This is a genomic window from Hydrogenophaga aquatica, from assembly GCF_054780915.1.
Genome location: NZ_BAAGVK010000011.1, coordinates 294,701 through 310,838 on the forward strand (window position 1 = coordinate 294,701; position 16,138 = coordinate 310,838).

Annotated in this window: 12 protein-coding genes; 2 read left to right on the plus strand and 10 right to left on the minus strand. The window is 65.0% G+C overall.

The annotated features are described in order from the left end of the window. Positions 1-16: 16 nt before the first annotated feature. The 10 genes from ACYVHH_RS08790 to scpA form a co-directional block, all read right to left on the minus strand. Positions 17-1,237, minus strand: coding sequence for a cytochrome P450 (locus tag ACYVHH_RS08790; RefSeq protein ID WP_460564759.1), 1,221 nt, complete (start codon positions 1,235-1,237; stop codon positions 17-19). Further along, positions 1,234-2,274: a biotin synthase BioB gene (gene bioB, locus ACYVHH_RS08795; protein WP_460564761.1), complete on the minus strand. Its 1,041-nt coding sequence runs from the start codon at positions 2,272-2,274 to the stop codon at positions 1,234-1,236. Before bioB ends, ACYVHH_RS08790 begins: the two co-directional genes overlap by 4 nt. After that, the gene (gene bioD, locus ACYVHH_RS08800; protein WP_460564762.1) at positions 2,271-2,999 is read right to left on the minus strand and encodes a dethiobiotin synthase; all 729 of its coding nucleotides are present in this window, start codon (positions 2,997-2,999) and stop codon (positions 2,271-2,273) included. The genes bioB and bioD overlap by 4 nt, the downstream gene beginning before the upstream one ends. Then, positions 2,996-4,198 carry an 8-amino-7-oxononanoate synthase gene (gene bioF, locus ACYVHH_RS08805; protein ID WP_460564763.1) on the minus strand — a complete coding sequence of 401 codons (1,203 nt, stop codon included), beginning with the start codon at positions 4,196-4,198 and terminating at the stop codon, positions 2,996-2,998. Before bioF ends, bioD begins: the two co-directional genes overlap by 4 nt. Further along, positions 4,164-5,465: an adenosylmethionine--8-amino-7-oxononanoate transaminase gene (gene bioA / locus ACYVHH_RS08810; protein WP_460565269.1), complete on the minus strand. Its 1,302-nt coding sequence runs from the start codon at positions 5,463-5,465 to the stop codon at positions 4,164-4,166. Before bioA ends, bioF begins: the two co-directional genes overlap by 35 nt. 67 nt (positions 5,466-5,532) lie before the next feature. Next, a complete protein-coding gene (locus ACYVHH_RS08815) occupies positions 5,533-5,997 on the minus strand; it encodes a VOC family protein (RefSeq protein WP_460564764.1) in 465 nt (154 codons plus the stop codon). Continuing rightward, positions 5,994-8,045 (minus strand): acetyl-CoA carboxylase biotin carboxylase subunit, encoded by a 2,052-nt coding sequence (locus ACYVHH_RS08820; protein ID WP_460564765.1) that lies wholly within the window; start codon positions 8,043-8,045, stop codon positions 5,994-5,996. The genes ACYVHH_RS08815 and ACYVHH_RS08820 overlap by 4 nt, the downstream gene beginning before the upstream one ends. Before the next feature lie 20 nt (positions 8,046-8,065). Continuing rightward, on the minus strand, positions 8,066-9,598 hold the full coding sequence (locus ACYVHH_RS08825; RefSeq protein WP_460564766.1) for an acyl-CoA carboxylase subunit beta: 1,533 nt from the start codon (positions 9,596-9,598) through the stop codon (positions 8,066-8,068). 18 nt (positions 9,599-9,616) lie between these two features. Then, positions 9,617-10,621, minus strand: a complete 1,005-nt coding sequence (gene meaB, locus ACYVHH_RS08830) for a methylmalonyl Co-A mutase-associated GTPase MeaB (RefSeq protein WP_460564767.1) — start codon at positions 10,619-10,621, stop codon at positions 9,617-9,619. Then, complete coding sequence (gene scpA, locus ACYVHH_RS08835; RefSeq protein WP_460564768.1) at positions 10,618-12,765, minus strand: methylmalonyl-CoA mutase; 2,148 nt, start codon at positions 12,763-12,765, stop codon at positions 10,618-10,620. Before scpA ends, meaB begins: the two co-directional genes overlap by 4 nt. Positions 12,766-12,878: 113 nt before the next feature. Between scpA and ACYVHH_RS08840 the strand changes: the two genes are divergently transcribed. Together ACYVHH_RS08840 and ACYVHH_RS08845 are read left to right on the plus strand one after the other, a co-directional pair. After that, on the plus strand, positions 12,879-13,526 hold the full coding sequence (locus tag ACYVHH_RS08840; RefSeq protein WP_460564769.1) for a GntR family transcriptional regulator: 648 nt from the start codon (positions 12,879-12,881) through the stop codon (positions 13,524-13,526). Positions 13,527-13,601: 75 nt separating this feature from the next. Continuing rightward, positions 13,602-16,130 (plus strand): sensor domain-containing protein, encoded by a 2,529-nt coding sequence (locus ACYVHH_RS08845; protein WP_460564770.1) that lies wholly within the window; start codon positions 13,602-13,604, stop codon positions 16,128-16,130. Positions 16,131-16,138: the final 8 nt, after the last annotated feature.

Consider the following 16,138-nt stretch of genomic DNA (forward strand, 5'->3'; position numbering starts at 1 on the left):
GGGCGCTTGGGTCGCGTCAAGCCACGCGCAACGGCAGCGCGGACAGGCCCCGGTAAAGCGGGTTGCGGTTGCGCTGCGGCAGCCCATCCAGTTCCAGCCCCGGTTTGTGCATGGCCAGTGCCCGCAGCACGGCTTGCGTTTCCATTTGCGTGAGTGCAGCACCAATGCAGATGTGCGCGCCGCTGCCGAACGACAGGGCACCGGGGTTGGCGCGGTCGATTTGCAGGGCGTCAGGGTTGCTGTGGCGGGCAGTGTCCCGGTTGGCGGAGCCTATCAGTGGCAGGATCAGGTCGCCACGCTGGATGGTTTGGCCGCACAGCGTCATGGCGCGGGTGGCACGGCGGCCGGTCCACTGCACGGGGCTGTCAAAGCGCAGCAGTTCGCGCACGGCGTTGCCCGCGAGTTCTGGCTGCTGGCACAGCAGGCGCCATTGGCCGGGGTGTGAAAGCAAGGCGTGCAGGCCGTTGCCCAGCAGGTTGCGGGTGGTTTCGTAACCGGCGAACAGCAGCATGGCGCACTGGGCCAGCAGTTCCAGGCTGGATTCGATCTGGCCTTGCGCCTCGGCTTGCAGCAGGCGGCTCACCAGGTCGTCGCCCAGGTGCTGACGGCGCCAGGGCAGCAGTTCGCGCTCGAAGTACGCGGTCATCTCCAGCAGGCTGCGCTGGGCACGCAGCAGTTGAGCATGCTCGGGCTGCGCAGCGCCAATGAACACGGCGATGTCATCGCACCAGCGCATGAAAGTGGCGTCCAGCGCTGGGTCCACGTCCATCAAACGGCCGATGACGCGCGCGGGCAGCGGCCGCGCTATCTGTGCCATGAAGTCGAACCGGCCATCGAGCGCACGCACGCGCTCCGTCACCGTGGTGTCGAGCCATGACTGAAACGGGGCCAGGGCGTCGGGCCGGAAGGCGGGCATGAGGATCTGGCGCAGACGGCCGTGGTCGGGCGCGTCCAGGAACAGCATGGCGCGCGCGAACAGGCTCTGAAAGGGGCGCAGTTCAGCCCGGCCTTGCTGCGCGGCAGCCATGACCCAGCCGCCCGTGCGCTGCGCCGAAAGCACCGGGTCGCGCAAGGCTGCTTCCACGTCGGCGTGGCGGGTGAGCAGCCATGCGCCGCCGAAGAACGCGTCGCTCCACAGCATGGCGCCCTCTTCCCGCCATGCCTGGTAGGCGGGGTACGGGTCGTCCAGGAAGGCCTCGTCTATCAACGGGGCCGCGACAGTCTCGGCCAGCGTCATGCCTCGGCGCCCGTGACCTCGGTGTCTTTCACTTCGGGGCGTTCACCTTGGGGCTTGAGGCCCAGGCGTTCGAACAGGCGGCGGTCACGCTGGGCCTGGGGGTTGGTGGTGGTGAGCAGGCGGTCGCCGTAGAAGATGGAGTTGGCACCTGCCGCAAAGCACAGGGCTTGCAGGGCGTCGTCCATCTGTTCGCGGCCTGCCGACAGGCGCACCATGGTGGTGGGCATGGTGATGCGTGCCACGGCAATGGTGCGCACGAACTCGAAGGGGTCAATGGGTTCGGCGTCGGCCAGCGGGGTGCCGGGCACGGCGACGAGGTTGTTGATGGGCACGGACTCGGGGTACGGGTCGAGGTTGGCGAGCTGGGCAATGAGGCCCGCGCGCTGGGTGCGCGTCTCGCCCATGCCCACGATGCCGCCACAACACACATTGATGCCCGCCTGGCGGACGTTGTCGAGCGTGTCGAGCCGGTCCTGGTAGGTGCGGGTGCTGATGATGCTGCCGTAGTGGTCGGGCGAGGTGTCCAGGTTGTGGTTGTAGTAGTCCAGCCCGGCGTCCTTGAGCTGGCGGGCCTGATCGCCGTCGAGCATGCCCAGCGTCATGCAGGTTTCCAGGCCCAGGCCGCGCACGCCTTCGATCATGGCGGCCACGCGCTCCATGTCGCGCTCCTTGGGGCTGCGCCAGGCAGCGCCCATGCAGAAGCGCGTGGCGCCCTGCTCCTTGGCGGCACGGGCGGCGTCGAGCACTTCGTCCAGCGGCATGATCTTGCTGGCTTCCAGCCCGGTGTCGAAGTGCGAGGACTGGGGGCAGTAGCCGCAGTCTTCGGCGCAACCGCCGGTCTTGATGGACAGCAGCGTGGAGAGCTGCACCTCGTTGGGGTCGAAGTTTTCACGGTGCACCTGCTGGGCACGGAAGAGCAGGTCCATGAAAGGCAGGTCGTACAGCGCCTCCACGGCGGCCACGGTCCAGCGGGTTTCGGGCACGCCCACGTTGGCGCGGCGCAGGGACGACAGGGAGATGGGGGCGACAGTGGTCATGGTGTGGCTTCAGACAAGGGTTGTTCCAGGCCGAACAGGGTTTGCAGGCCGGTGGCAGAAAGATGCGGCGCGACAGAGGCTGCATCGGGGCGTTCAAGATGGGGCACGATGCCCAGGCAGGGCACGTGGAAGCGCCGCTCAAGCTCGTGCGTGAGGGTATGTATGTTGTCTTGCAGGTGCAGCATGGCCGGGTCCAGCGTGTTGCCGACCCAGCCTGCCAGGTGCAGGCGGCGGGCAACGATGGCCTCCGCCGTGAGCAGCGCGTGGTTGATGCAGCCGAGGCGCAGCCCGACGACAAGAACCACAGGAAGGTTCAGCGCGCACATGAGGTGCGAGCTGTCCCAGTTGGAGCCCAGCGGCACGCACAGTCCACCCGCACCTTCCACCACGATCAGGTCGGCGCGCTGGGCGAGCTGGCGGGCACCTTGTTCCAGAGCTTCTCGATCGATGGCACGGCCTTCGGCCTGCGCGGCCAAGTGCGGCGCACAGGGTTGCCGCAACTGGCACGGGCCCACTTCTTCACGTTGCAGTTCGATATTGCTGGCGGCCCAAAGGGTTTGCACGTCTTCGTTGACCCACTGCCCGGCGATGTTGTCCATGCCAGCTGCCACGGGCTTGTAGCCTGCCACGCGCAAGCCCGCCTGGGCTGCGCGGTGCAGCAGCCCGGCGCTGACGCGGGTCTTGCCGACTTCGGTGTCGGTGCCGGTGACGAAACAGCCTTTCATGTTTGCTCCTCGTTCAGAGTTTCGGTGAGCGCGCCCAGCAGTTGCTCCACATCGGCCGCGGTGTGGCTCGCAGACAGCGTGAGGCGCAAACGCGCCGTACCCAAGGGTACGGTGGGCGGGCGAATGGCGGGCACACGGATGCCACGCGCTTCCAGCGCGGCCTCCAGCGCCAGGGCGCGGGCGTTGTCGCCCACGATAAGGGGTTGAATGGGCGTGAAGGACGGTGGCAGCGACAGGCCCGGATGGGACTCTGCCAAGACTGCCAGCCCGTTGCGCAACTGGTGGATCAACTCGTTGAGCCGTTCGCGCCGTCTGGCACCCTCCGCGCCTTCGATCAGCGCCAGGGCGTCAACCAGCGCATGCGCCAACGCGGGCGGCATGGCCGTGGTGTAGATGTAAGGCCGGGCGCGCTGCACAAGCCATTCGACGATGACGGGGTGCGCGGCCACGAAGGCGCCCGACACCCCGGCGGCCTTGCCCAGCGTGCCCATGCAGATCAGGCGTTCGCTGCAAAGGCCGAAATGTTCCAGGGTGCCGTGGCCGCTCGCACCCAGCACGCCAAAGCCATGTGCATCGTCAATGACCAGCCAGGCGTCGTACTGTTCGGCCAGGCGCAGCAATGCGGGCAGGTCGGCCACGTCGCCATCCATGCTGAACACGGCGTCGGTGACGATGAGCTTGACTGGGGTGGTGCAGGCGCGCAGCTGACGCTCCAGCGCGTCAAGCTGTCCATGGGGGTAGCGCTGCAGCTTGGCGCGGGCCAGCAAGGCGCCGTCGATGAGTGAGGCGTGGTTGAGCTTGTCCGACAGGATGGTGGCCTGATCATCGCCCAGTGCCGTCATCAACGCCACGTTGGCCATGTAGCCGCTGCAGAACAGCAGCGCACGAGCGCCGGGGATGTGTGGGGCCATCCATTGCGCGAGGGTGGATTCCAGCGTCGCGTGAGCCTGGCTGTGTCCGCTGACGAGGTGCGACGCACCGCTGCCTGCGCCCCACAGGCGGGCTCCGTCAGCCAGAGCCTCAACCACGCGCTGGTGGCTTGCCAAACCCAGGTAGTCGTTGCTGCAGAAGGCGAGCATGCTGCCACTGCCTTGCCACTGTTGGTGCGGGCCACACGGCGACGCACCCACCCTGCGGCGTCTGCGCAGGGCGGCCGCATCAATATCAAGCAGTTGACGGTTGATGTGTTCGATCAGCATCGGGCTGTTGCAGCGTGTCGTGCAGGGTGGCCTGCAAGCGCTCGGACAACCAGCGCGAGAGGTCCCCGTCGAGCACGTAGGGAGGCATCAGGTACACGGTGCGCCCGATGGGGCGAACCAGCAGTTCGTGGCGGCGGCCCGCCAGGTGAAACGCCTCGGCAAAGCGGCCCTGGGCGAGCTCCGCCTTGACGTCGAAGGCCCAGATCATGCCATGGCGGCGCGGGTGCTCCACCCCGGGGTATGCCATCAGCGGTGCCAGCGCCTGGTCGAGCAAGGCCGCTTGTTGGGCGTTGCGGCCCAGCACGTCCTGGGTGTCAAAACGGTCGAGCACGGCCAGCGCTGCCCGGCAGGCCAGCGCGTTGCCGGTGTAGGAATGCGAGTGCAGGAAGCCGCGCGCCACGTCGTCGGAGAGGAAGGCGCGGTAGATGGCATCGCGGCACAACACCAGCGACAGCGGCAGAAAGCCGCCAGTGATGCCCTTGGACAGGCACACGAAATCGGGCCAGATGCCAGCCTGTTCGCAGGCGAAGAAGGTGCCCGTTCGGCCACAACCCACGGCAATCTCGTCGGCGATGAGGTGCACGCTGTACTGGTCGCACAGCGCACGCACCCGTTGCAGGTAGGACGCATGGTGCATGGCCATGCCTGCGGCGCATTGCACCAGCGGCTCCACGATGACGGCGGCGACGTGCGCGTGACGTTCGGCCAGCAGCGTCTCCAGATCGGCAGCGGCGCGTTGGGCCACGGCTGCAGCGTCCTCGCCTTCAGCCGCCTGGCGGTCGTCGGGCGAAGCGACCTGATGCGAGCGCATCAGCAGCGGGTCGTAGGCGTCGCGGAAGACTGGCACGTCCGTCACGGCCAGGGCGCCCAGCGTTTCGCCGTGGTAACCCTGGCGCACGCAGACGAATTCACGCTTGCCGCCCTGCCCCACGTTGCGCCAGTGGTGGAAGCTCATCTTGAGCGCGATTTCCACAGCGGACGCGCCATCACTGGCGTAGAAGGCATGACCCAGCACACCACCCGTGCGGGCAGACAGCCGTTCCGCCAGCTCGATGGCGGGGGCGTGAGTGCACCCGGCCAGCATCACGTGGGGCAATACGTCCAGTTGCTGCTTGAGCGCGTTGACGATGCCCTCGTCGGCATGACCGAACAGGTTGACCCACCAGCTGCTGTTGGCGTCGAAGTAGCGGCGGCCTTCCTGATCGTACAACCAGGGGCCGTGGGCGCGGGCGATGGGTAGCGGCGGTACCACGGCCGCGCGCTGCATTTGCGTGCAGGGGTGCCACACGCTGGCCAGGCTGCGGGCCTGCCAGTCGGCGTTTCCGTGTACCACGTCAGCCCAGCGCCTGGATCACTTCGGGCGGTGCCTGCACCAGCTCGATGAGCACCCCTTCACCCGCGATCGGGAACTCGTCGTTGGACTTCGGGTGCAGGAAAGTGATGTCGTAGCCCGCCGCACCCTTGCGGATGCCGCCCGGCGCAAAGCGCACACCCTGCGCGGTGAGCCATTCCACCGCCTTGGGCAGGTCGTCGATCCACAGACCCACGTGGTTGAGCGGCGTGGTGTGCACGGCGGGCTTCTTCTCGGGGTCGAGCGGCTGCATCAGGTCCACCTCTACCTTGTAGGGGCCCTGCCCCATGGCGCAGATGTCCTCGTCCACGTTCTCGCGCTCGCTCTTGAAGGTGCCGGTCACCTCCAGGCCGAGCATGTCCACCCACAGCTTTTGCATGCGGGTCTTGTCGGGCCCGCCAATGGCAATCTGCTGGATGCCCAGCACCTTAAAGGGACGCTGGCTCATTTCTCGAACTCCACGATGGGCTGGTCCACCACCAGGCTTTCGCCCTTGTTGGCCAGCACCTTGGCCACCACGCCGTCGGCAGCGGCAAAGAGCACGTTCTCCATCTTCATGGCTTCGATGACGGCCACGCGCTCGCCTGCCTGCACCTTCTGGCCCGGCTGCACAGCAACCTCCACCAGCAGGCCGGGCATGGGCGACAGCACGAACTGGCTCATGTCTGGCGGCGCCTTGAATGGCATGAGCTGGTGCAGTTCGGCCATGCGCGGCGACACGACCATCGTCTCCAGCTTGGTGCCGTTGTGCTGCACCACCAGGGCCAGCGGGTTCTTGGCGGAGCCACGCTCCACCTGGGCCACGAAGGGCTCGCCGTTGACCTCGCCGGTGATGACCACATCGTTCAGGCGCGAGGACGAGGTGATCTTGTAGCGCTTCTCACCCACGGTGACGGATGCGTAACCCGTCTCGCCAGCAAATTCGTCCACGTGCACACGCGTGTGGGTGTGCTTGCCCGAGGGCGACAGGCTGATGACGATGTAGTCCTGCCCCACCTTCACGCCATAGCCGGGCAGCTGGCCGGTGATGGTGGTGGTGCGCTCGCGGGACTTGCGGCGCACGAAGGCCGCCAGTGCCACGAGGAAGTCGTTATCGTCGTGCGGCACGTCTTCAGCGCGGAAGCCGCCAGCGTAGTGCTGCGCGATGAAACCGGTGTTGAACTTGCCGGAGACGAAGTCCGGGTGGGCTAGCAGCGCAGCCTGGAACGGGATGTTGCTGTTGATGCCGCGAATGACGAAGCCATTGAGCGCTTCGCGCATCTTGGCGATGGCGTCGTTGCGGTCCTTGCCGTGCACGATGAGCTTGGCGATCATCGAGTCGTAGAACATCGGGATTTCGCCACCTTCAAACACGCCAGTGTCCACGCGCACACCGTACTTGTGGCCGGTGTCGGCCTGCCACATCGTCTCTTTCGGGGGTGTGAAGCGCACCAGGCGGCCGGTGGAAGGCAGGAAGTTGCGGAAAGGGTCTTCGGCGTTGATGCGGCACTCGATGGCCCAGCCGTCACGCTTCACGTCGGCCTGGGTCAGGGGCAGCTTCTCGCCAGCGGCCACGCGAATCATCAGCTCCACCAGGTCCAGCCCGGTGATGCATTCGGTCACCGGGTGCTCCACCTGCAGGCGGGTGTTCATTTCCAGGAAGTAGAAGTCCTGGTCCTTGCCCACCACGAATTCCACCGTGCCCGCGCTCTGGTACTTCACGGCCTTGGCCAGCGCCACGGCCTGTTCGCCCATGGCCTTGCGGGTGGCGTCAGAAATGAAGGGGCTGGGCGCCTCCTCGATCACCTTCTGGTGGCGGCGCTGAATGGAGCACTCGCGCTCGTTCAGGTAGATCACGTTGCCGTGGCTGTCACCCAGGATCTGGATTTCGATGTGGCGCGGCTCCTGCACGAACTTCTCGATGAAGATGCGGTCGTCGCCAAAGCTGTTGCGTGCCTCGTTCTGGCAGGCGGTGAAGCCTTCCAGGGCTTCCTTGTCGTTGTAGGCCACGCGCAGGCCCTTGCCGCCGCCGCCCGCAGACGCCTTGATCATCACCGGGTAGCCGATGCCCTTGGCAATGCCCACGGCCTCTTCTGCCGTGGCGATGGGGTCGTTGTAGCCGGGAATGGTGTTGACCTTGGCCTCGTTCGCCAGCTTCTTGGAGGCGATCTTGTCGCCCATGGCAGCGATGGAGTGAGCCTTGGGGCCGATGAAGGCGATGCCTTCTTCCTCGCAACGCTTGGCGAAGGCTTCGTTTTCCGACAGGAAGCCGTAGCCGGGGTGGATGGCCTCGGCACCGGTCTGCTTGGCGGCGGCGATGATCTTGTCGGCCACCAGGTAGGACTCGCGCGAAGGCGCCGGGCCCAGCAGCACGGACTCGTCGGCCAGGCGCACGTGGCGCGCTTCCTTGTCGGCTTCGGAATACACAGCCACGGTGGCAATGCCCATCTTCTTGGCAGTGGCGATGACGCGGCAAGCGATCTCACCGCGGTTGGCAATCAGGATTTTCTTGAACATTTTCTTTTCTCCTCAAGGGTTTACAGCGGAATGTTCCCGTGCTTGCGCCACGGGTTTTCCACCTTCTTGTCCTTGAGCATGACCAGGCTGCGGCAGATGCGCTTGCGGGTTTCGTGCGGCAGGATGACGTCGTCGATGTACCCGCGCTCGGCGGCGACGAAGGGGTTGGCAAAGCGGCGCTTGTACTCGGCCTCGCGCTCGGCCAGCTTGGCCGGGTCTTTCTTGTCCTCGCGGAAGATGATCTCCACAGCGCCCTTGGCGCCCATCACCGCGATCTCGGCGTTGGGCCAGGCCAGGTTCACGTCACCGCGCAGGTGCTTGGAAGCCATCACGTCATACGCGCCGCCATAGGCCTTGCGGGTGATGACGGTGATCTTCGGCACCGTGCATTCGGCGTACGCGTAGAGCAGCTTGGCACCGTGCTTGATGATGCCGCCGTACTCCTGGCTGGTACCGGGCATGAAGCCGGGCACGTCCACGAAGGTGACGACGGGGATGTTGAACGCGTCGCAGAAGCGCACGAAACGCGCGGCCTTGATGCTCGACTTGATGTCCAGGCAGCCCGCCAGCACCAGCGGCTGGTTGGCCACGATGCCCACAGTCTGGCCGTCCATGCGGGCAAAACCCACCACGATGTTCTTGGCGTACTCGGGCTGGATCTCGAAGAAGTCGCCATCGTCCACGGTCTTGACGATCAGCTCCTTCATGTCGTAGGGCTTGTTCGGGTTGTCGGGTACCAGCGTGTCCAGGCTCAGCTCGGCGCGGTCGATCGGGTCGCCGCTCTTGCGCACGGGGGCCTTCTCGCGGTTGTTGAGCGGCAGGTAGTTGAACAGGCGGCGCAGCATCAGCAGCGCCTCCACGTCGTTCTCGAACGCCAGATCGGCCACGCCGCTCTTGGTGGTGTGCGTCACGGCACCGCCCAGTTCCTCGGCGGTCACTTCCTCGTGCGTCACGGTCTTCACCACCTCGGGGCCGGTCACGAACATGTAGCTCGAATCCTTCACCATGAAGATGAAGTCCGTCATGGCGGGGGAATACACCGCGCCACCGGCAGAGGGGCCCATGATCATGCTGATCTGCGGAATCACGCCGCTGGCCATGACGTTGCGCTGGAACACCTCGGCGTAGCCGCCCAGGGAGGCCACACCTTCCTGAATACGCGCACCGCCCGAATCGTTGAGGCCAATCACCGGTGCACCGACCTTCATGGCCTGGTCCATGACCTTGCAGATCTTCTCGGCATGCGCTTCGGACAGCGCGCCGCCGAAGACGGTGAAGTCCTGGCTGAAGACGAAGACCAGGCGGCCGTTGATCATGCCGTAGCCGGTGACCACGCCGTCGCCGGGCACCTTGTTGTCCTGCATGCCGAAGTCGGTGCAGCGGTGCTCGACGAACATGTCCCATTCTTCAAAGGTGCCTTCGTCAAGCAGCACCTCCAAACGCTCGCGCGCGGTGAGCTTGCCCTTGGCGTGCTGCGCGTCTATGCGCTTTTGCCCGCCGCCCAGGCGCGCGGCCTCGCGTTTGCTCTCCAGTTGTTCCAGGATTTCATGCATGGTGGGGTCTCCAGAAAATCAGTCAAACAGTTCCAGCAGCTGACGCGCTGCGGTGGATGCGGCCAGGCTACCTTCAAGCACCTGGCGCGTGGCGGTGTCGAGCTGCGCGCGGATGCGCGGGTGCTCGCGGAAACGTTGTTTCAGTCCGGCTTCGATGCGTTCCCACATCCAGGCGCGGGCCTGCTGGTGCCGCTTGGCTTCCAGGCGGCCGTTGGCGGTCTGCAGCCGGCGGAAATCGCTCACCTGCGACCAGAAGCTGTCAACACCCTGCCCGTGCAGCGCGCTGATCTGGATGACCTGCGGGTGCCAGACATGGGTGTCGTGGTGGGCGTGTTCGGGGTTGCCATGCAAACCCAGCAGACGCAAGGAAGATGTGATCTGCGCTCGCGCTCGGGTGGCGGCGTCAGGGTCGATGTCGGCCTTGTTGATGACCACCAGGTCGGCCAGCTCCATCACACCCTTCTTGATGGCCTGCAGGTCGTCTCCGGCGTTGGGCAGTTGCAGCAGACAGAACATGTCGGTCATGTTGGCCACGGCGGTTTCGCTCTGGCCCACGCCCACCGTTTCCACGATGACCACGTCGTACCCGGCGGCTTCGCAAACCAGCATGGATTCGCGCGTTTTTTCGGCCACGCCCCCCAGGGTGCCACTGCTGGGGCTGGGGCGGATATAGGCGCGCTCGTTCACCGACAGGTGTTCCATGCGCGTCTTGTCGCCCAGGATGGAGCCGCCCGACACGCTGCTGGACGGGTCTACCGCCAGCACGGCCACACGGTGGCCCAGCCCGATGAGGTGCAGGCCCAGCGCTTCAATGAAGGTGCTTTTGCCCACGCCCGGCACGCCACTGATGCCCAGCCGCAGCGCCTTGCCGGTGTGCGGCAGCAGCGCGGTCAGCAACTCGTCCGCCTGGGCGCGATGGTCGGCCCGGGTGGATTCGAGCAGCGTGATGGCCTTGGCCATGGCCCGGCGCTGCACGGCGCCCTGCCCTTGGACGATGCCATCGAAAAGCACGGCAGGGTTCAAGCGACCGCCTTCTTGATCTGCTCCAGCACGTCCTTGGCGCTGGCGGGAATGGGGGTGCCGGGGCCATAGACGCCCTTGACGCCCGCTTCGTACAGGAAGTCGTAGTCCTGGCGCGGAATCACGCCGCCCACGAAGACGATGATATCGTCGGCGCCCTGCTTCTTCAGTTCTTCGATGATGGCGGGCACCAGCGTCTTGTGGCCTGCCGCCAGTGTGGAAACACCCACGGCGTGCACGTCGTTCTCGATGGCCTGGCGCGCGCACTCTTCGGGCGTCTGGAACAGCGGGCCCATGTCCACGTCAAAGCCCAGGTCGGCAAACGCGGTGGCCACCACCTTGGCGCCCCGGTCGTGGCCGTCTTGCCCCAGCTTGGCGATCATCACGCGCGGGCGGCGGCCTTGGCTCTCGGCAAAGGCAGCAATCTCTTCCTTCAATTTTTCCCAGCCCTCGGCCGAATCGTAGGCAGCTGCGTACACCCCGGTCACCTTTTGTGTGTCGGCGCGGTGGCGCCCGAAAACCTTCTCCAGCGCATCAGACACCTCGCCCACCGTGGCACGCAGGCGGATGGCGCGGATGGACAGGTCCAGCAGGTTACCACTGCCGCTTTCGGCGGCGGCGGTCAGCGCGTCCAGCGCCGCCTGCACGGCAGCATTGTCGCGTTTGGCCTTGATGTCCTTCAAGCGCGCGATCTGCTGCTCGCGCACCTTGTGGTTGTCCACTTCCAGAATCTCGATCGGGTCTTCCTTGGCCAACTTGTATTTGTTGACGCCCACGATCACGTCCTTGCCCGAGTCGATGCGCGCCTGCTTCTCGGCGGCAGCGGCTTCGATCTTGAGCTTGGCCCAGCCGCTGTCCACGGCCTTGGTCATGCCGCCCATGGCGTCCACTTCCTCGATGATCTTCCAGGCTTCATCGGCCATCTGCTGGGTCAGCGACTCCATCATGTAGCTGCCCGCCCAGGGATCCACCACGTTGGTGATGTGCGTTTCTTCCTGGATGATGAGCTGCGTGTTGCGCGCGATGCGGGCGCTGAACTCGGTGGGCAGCGCAATGGCTTCGTCGAAGCTGTTGGTGTGCAGGCTCTGCGTGCCGCCGAAAACGGCCGCCATGGCCTCGATGGTGGTGCGCACCACGTTGTTGTAGGGGTCCTGCTCGGTCAGGCTCCAGCCGCTGGTCTGGCTGTGCGTGCGCAGCATCAGGCTCTTGGGGTTCTTGGCGTTGAAGCCCTTCATGATGCGGCACCACAGCAGGCGGGCCGCACGCATCTTGGCAATTTCCAGGTAGAAGTTCATGCCCACCGCCCAGAAGAAGCTCAGGCGCCCGGCAAAGTCGTCCACGTCCATGCCCTTGGCAATGGCGGTCTTCACGTATTCCTTGCCGTCCGCCAAGGTAAAGGCCATCTCCAGCGCCTGGTTGGCGCCAGCTTCCTGCATGTGGTAGCCGCTGATGCTGATGGAGTTGAACTTCGGCATGTTCTTCGAGGTGTACTCGATGATGTCGCCGATGATCCGCATGGAAGGCTGGGGCGGGTAGATGTAGGTGTTGCGGACCATGAACTCCTTGAGGATGTCGTTCTGGATGGTGCCGCTGAGCTGGTCCTGGCCCACGCCCTGCTCTTCGGCGGCCACCACGTAGCCCGCCAGCACGGGCAACACGGCGCCGTTCATGGTCATGGAAACGCTCACCTTGTCCAGCGGAATGCCGTCGAACAGGATCTTCATGTCCTCCACGCTGTCGATGGCCACGCCCGCCTTGCCCACGTCACCAAAGACTCGGGGGTGGTCGCTGTCGTATCCGCGGTGGGTGGCCAGGTCGAATGCCACGGACACGCCCTGCCCGCCGGCCGCCAGCGCCTTGCGGTAGAAGGCGTTGGATTCCTCCGCCGTGGAAAAGCCCGCGTACTGGCGGATGGTCCAGGGCCGCACAGCGTACATGGTGGCCTGCGGGCCACGTATGAAGGGCTCGAAGCCGGGAAGCGTATTGGTGTACGGCAAGCCCTGCACGTCCTGTGCGGTGTACAGCGGCTTGACGGCGATGCCGTCGGGCGTGACCCAGTCGAGGCTGCTCAGCGGGCGGTCTTTGAGGGACTTGGCAGCGGCCTTTTCCCAGTCGGACAGTGTGGCGGGCTTGAACTCGGACGTCATGTGAGGCACCTGTGCTTGTGATCTTGAACGGAGCGCATTCTACATCATTCATAATTATTGATGCAGAATTCAAACTGAAGTACCATTACACTCCGAGCCGACCTTACACCGCCATGTCCGCCATCTCCCTTACCCCCCGCGCCCTGTATGAAGAAGTTGCCGAACTGCTGCGGCAGCGCATCTTCAACCGCGAGCTGGCACCGGGCAGCTGGATCGACGAGCTCAAGATCGCCGAGGAATTCGGCATCAGCCGCACGCCCCTGCGCGAAGCGCTGAAGGTGCTGGCCGCCGAAGGCCTGGTGACCATGAAGGTGCGCCGGGGTGCCTACGTCACCGAAGTATCTGAACAAGACTTGCGTGAGGTTTACGAGCTGCTTTCCCTGCTCGAATCTGACGCGGCAGGTGCCGTGTGCCAGCGTGCCACCGGGGCCGAGCTGGCCGAGCTGCAGGCGCTTCACCAGGAACTGGAACAGGCCGCAGACCCGAAAACCGGCTCACGCGAACGCTTCTTCGCCCTGAACGAAGCCTTCCACCTGCGCCTGCTGGAACTGGCGGGCAACCGCTGGCGCAAGCAGATGGTGGCCGACCTGCGCAAGGTCATGAAGCTCAATCGCCACAGTTCGCTGTTCAAGTCCGGGCGCATCGAGGAATCGCTCAAGGAACACCGGGCAATCCTTGCCGCCATAGTGGAGCGGGACGCCGAGCAAGCCGTGCAGCGGGTGAAAACCCACTTCGCCAACGGCCTTCAGGCTGCGGCCTGAACCCGTACTTTCCCTGCTGTAACCAAACGGTAACACGCGCCTACAATGGGCGGCCCCATTAGCGGGGCTTTGCCCATGACGAGTTACACAGCCCCAACAACGGCCAGCAACAACCAGAAAGTCACCCAGCAGACGCTGCTGGAGTACCAGGCCATCCTAGAAAACGCGTCGGTAGGCATCATCTTCACCCGCGACCAGCGGGTGCAGCATTGCAACCCGCGCGCGTCCGCCATTTACGGCTGGCCACACGGCGAGCTGGTAGGCCAACCCGGTTCGGTGTTTTACCTGTCTCCGCAGGACTACGCCAACACTGGCCGCGTAGCCTACCCCCTGCTCTCTTCCGGGCAACTGCTGGACCATGAGCTGCCCATGCGCCGCAAGGATGGCAGCGTCGTCTATTGCCATGTACGGGCCAAGGCCATCAATCCAGAGAACACCGCCGAAGGCACGATCTGGATCGTCGAGGATGTGGGTGAGCGGCGGCGCGCCGAAGCCGAACTGCAGGACCTGCTGCTGAAGCAGGATGCCATTCTGGAAAACGCGTCCGTAGGCATCCTGTTCACACGGGACGGCGTCATCGTTCACTGCAACCCGCGCATGGAAGCCATCTATGGCTGGCCGCACGGCTCGCTGGTCGGGCGCAAGAGCGAAGTGTTCTTTCGCGACGAGCGGGACTACGAATTCTTCGGCCAGACCGTGGCGCCCACGCTGACGACCGGGGGCCTGGTGGACATTGAGTGGCTCAACGTGCGCAAGGATGGCACATTGCTCTGGAGCCGCCACCTTGCCAAGGCGCTCACCGGGCAGGACGGCGAGCGCAGCACCATCTGGATCAGCGAGGACATCACCGAGCGCAAGAAGATCGAACAAGATTTGGCTGCTGCCCACAGGGACCTGGAACAGCGCGTGCACGAACGCACGGCCGAGCTGGAAAAGGCCAACCAGAAGCTCGATGCCATGATCCAGAGCTCGCCCTTGGCCATCTATGCACGCGACCGCCAGAGCCTCGTCACCAGCTGGAACCCTGCGGCCGAGCGCATGTTCGGCTGGTCGGCCGACGAGATCATTGGGCGGCGCATGCCCTCCGTTCCACCAGACCGCATTCACGAGTTCAACGACTTGCTGCGGCGTGTGCTGTCTGGCGAGACGCTGATGCAGACCGAGCTGGTCCGCCAGCGGCGCGATGGCAAGACCATCTACCTGGACATGACCCTGGCGCCCATGCGCGACAGCGTTGGCAGCATTACCGGCTACCTGACGATTGCCGCTGACGTGACCGAGCAGAAGAAGGCGGAACAGCAGGTCGAGTTCCTGGCTTACCACGACGCCCTCACCGGCCTGCCCAACCGCCTGCTGCTGCAGGACCGGCTGGACCAGGCCGTGGCCCAGGCAGAGCGCACTGACACCCATGTAGCGCTGATGTTTCTGGATCTGGACAACTTCAAGCAGATCAACGACACGCTGGGCCATGCCTGCGGCGACCTGTTGCTCAAGGAAGTGACGGCCCGCCTTCTGGTCTGTGTGCGCGACACCGACACGATCAGCCGCCAAGGGGGTGACGAATTCGTGGTGCTGCTGCGCGACCTGCCCGACAGCCAGGCCGCCGTGCCCGTGCTCGACAAGATCATGACGCAGATGCAGATGCCTGTGCGCATCGAGGGCAGCGAGCTGACGACGTCGGTATCCATAGGCGTGGCGCTGTACCCGGACGACGGCAGGACGTTCGACACGCTGTTGAAGAAGGCTGACATGGCGATGTACCGCGCCAAGGAGGTTGGCCGCAACACCTACCACTTCTTCAACGAGGAAATGAGCACCCAGGCCAGCGAACATCTGGCCTTACGCAGTGGCCTGCGCCGCGCGCTGGACAACGGCGAGCTGGAGCTGCACTACCAGCCGCAGGTGCAGCTGGACACGGGGCGGGTCATAGGGGCCGAAGCCTTGCTGCGCTGGAACGCGCCAGGCGAAGGCATGATCATGCCCGGCAGGTTCATCACCATCGCCGAGGAAAGCGGGCTGATCGTACCCATCGGGGAATGGGTCATCATGGAAGCCTGCCGCCAGGCCAGCGAGTGGCGCGCCGCCGGGTTGCCCGACATCTGCGTGGCCATCAACCTGTCGGCGGTACAGTTCCGCAGGGGCAACGTGGAGCAGACCGTGCTGCGCGCGCTGGAAGCCACAGGCCTGCCGCCCGACTGCCTGGAGCTGGAACTCACCGAATCCATCATGCTGCAGAACGTGGAACAGGTGCTGGCCACGGTGCGCAGCCTCAAGCTGTTGGGGGTCAAGCTTTCCATCGACGACTTTGGCACGGGTTATTCCAGCCTGTCCTACCTCAAGCGCTTCGAGGTTGACAAGCTCAAGATCGACCAGTCCTTCATCCGCGACCTTGCCAGTGATCCGGACGACGCCGCCATTGTGCGCGCGGTGATCCAGATGGCGCACAGCCTCAACCTCAAGACCATTGCCGAAGGCGTGGAAACCGACGACATGCGCCACATGCTGCGCGTTTTCCGCTGTGACGAAGCGCAAGGCTATCTGTTTGCACGGCCCATGCCCGCCGAAGAGTTCACGCGCTTCCTTTCCAGCAAGCGCGACAACTGAGCGTTTTC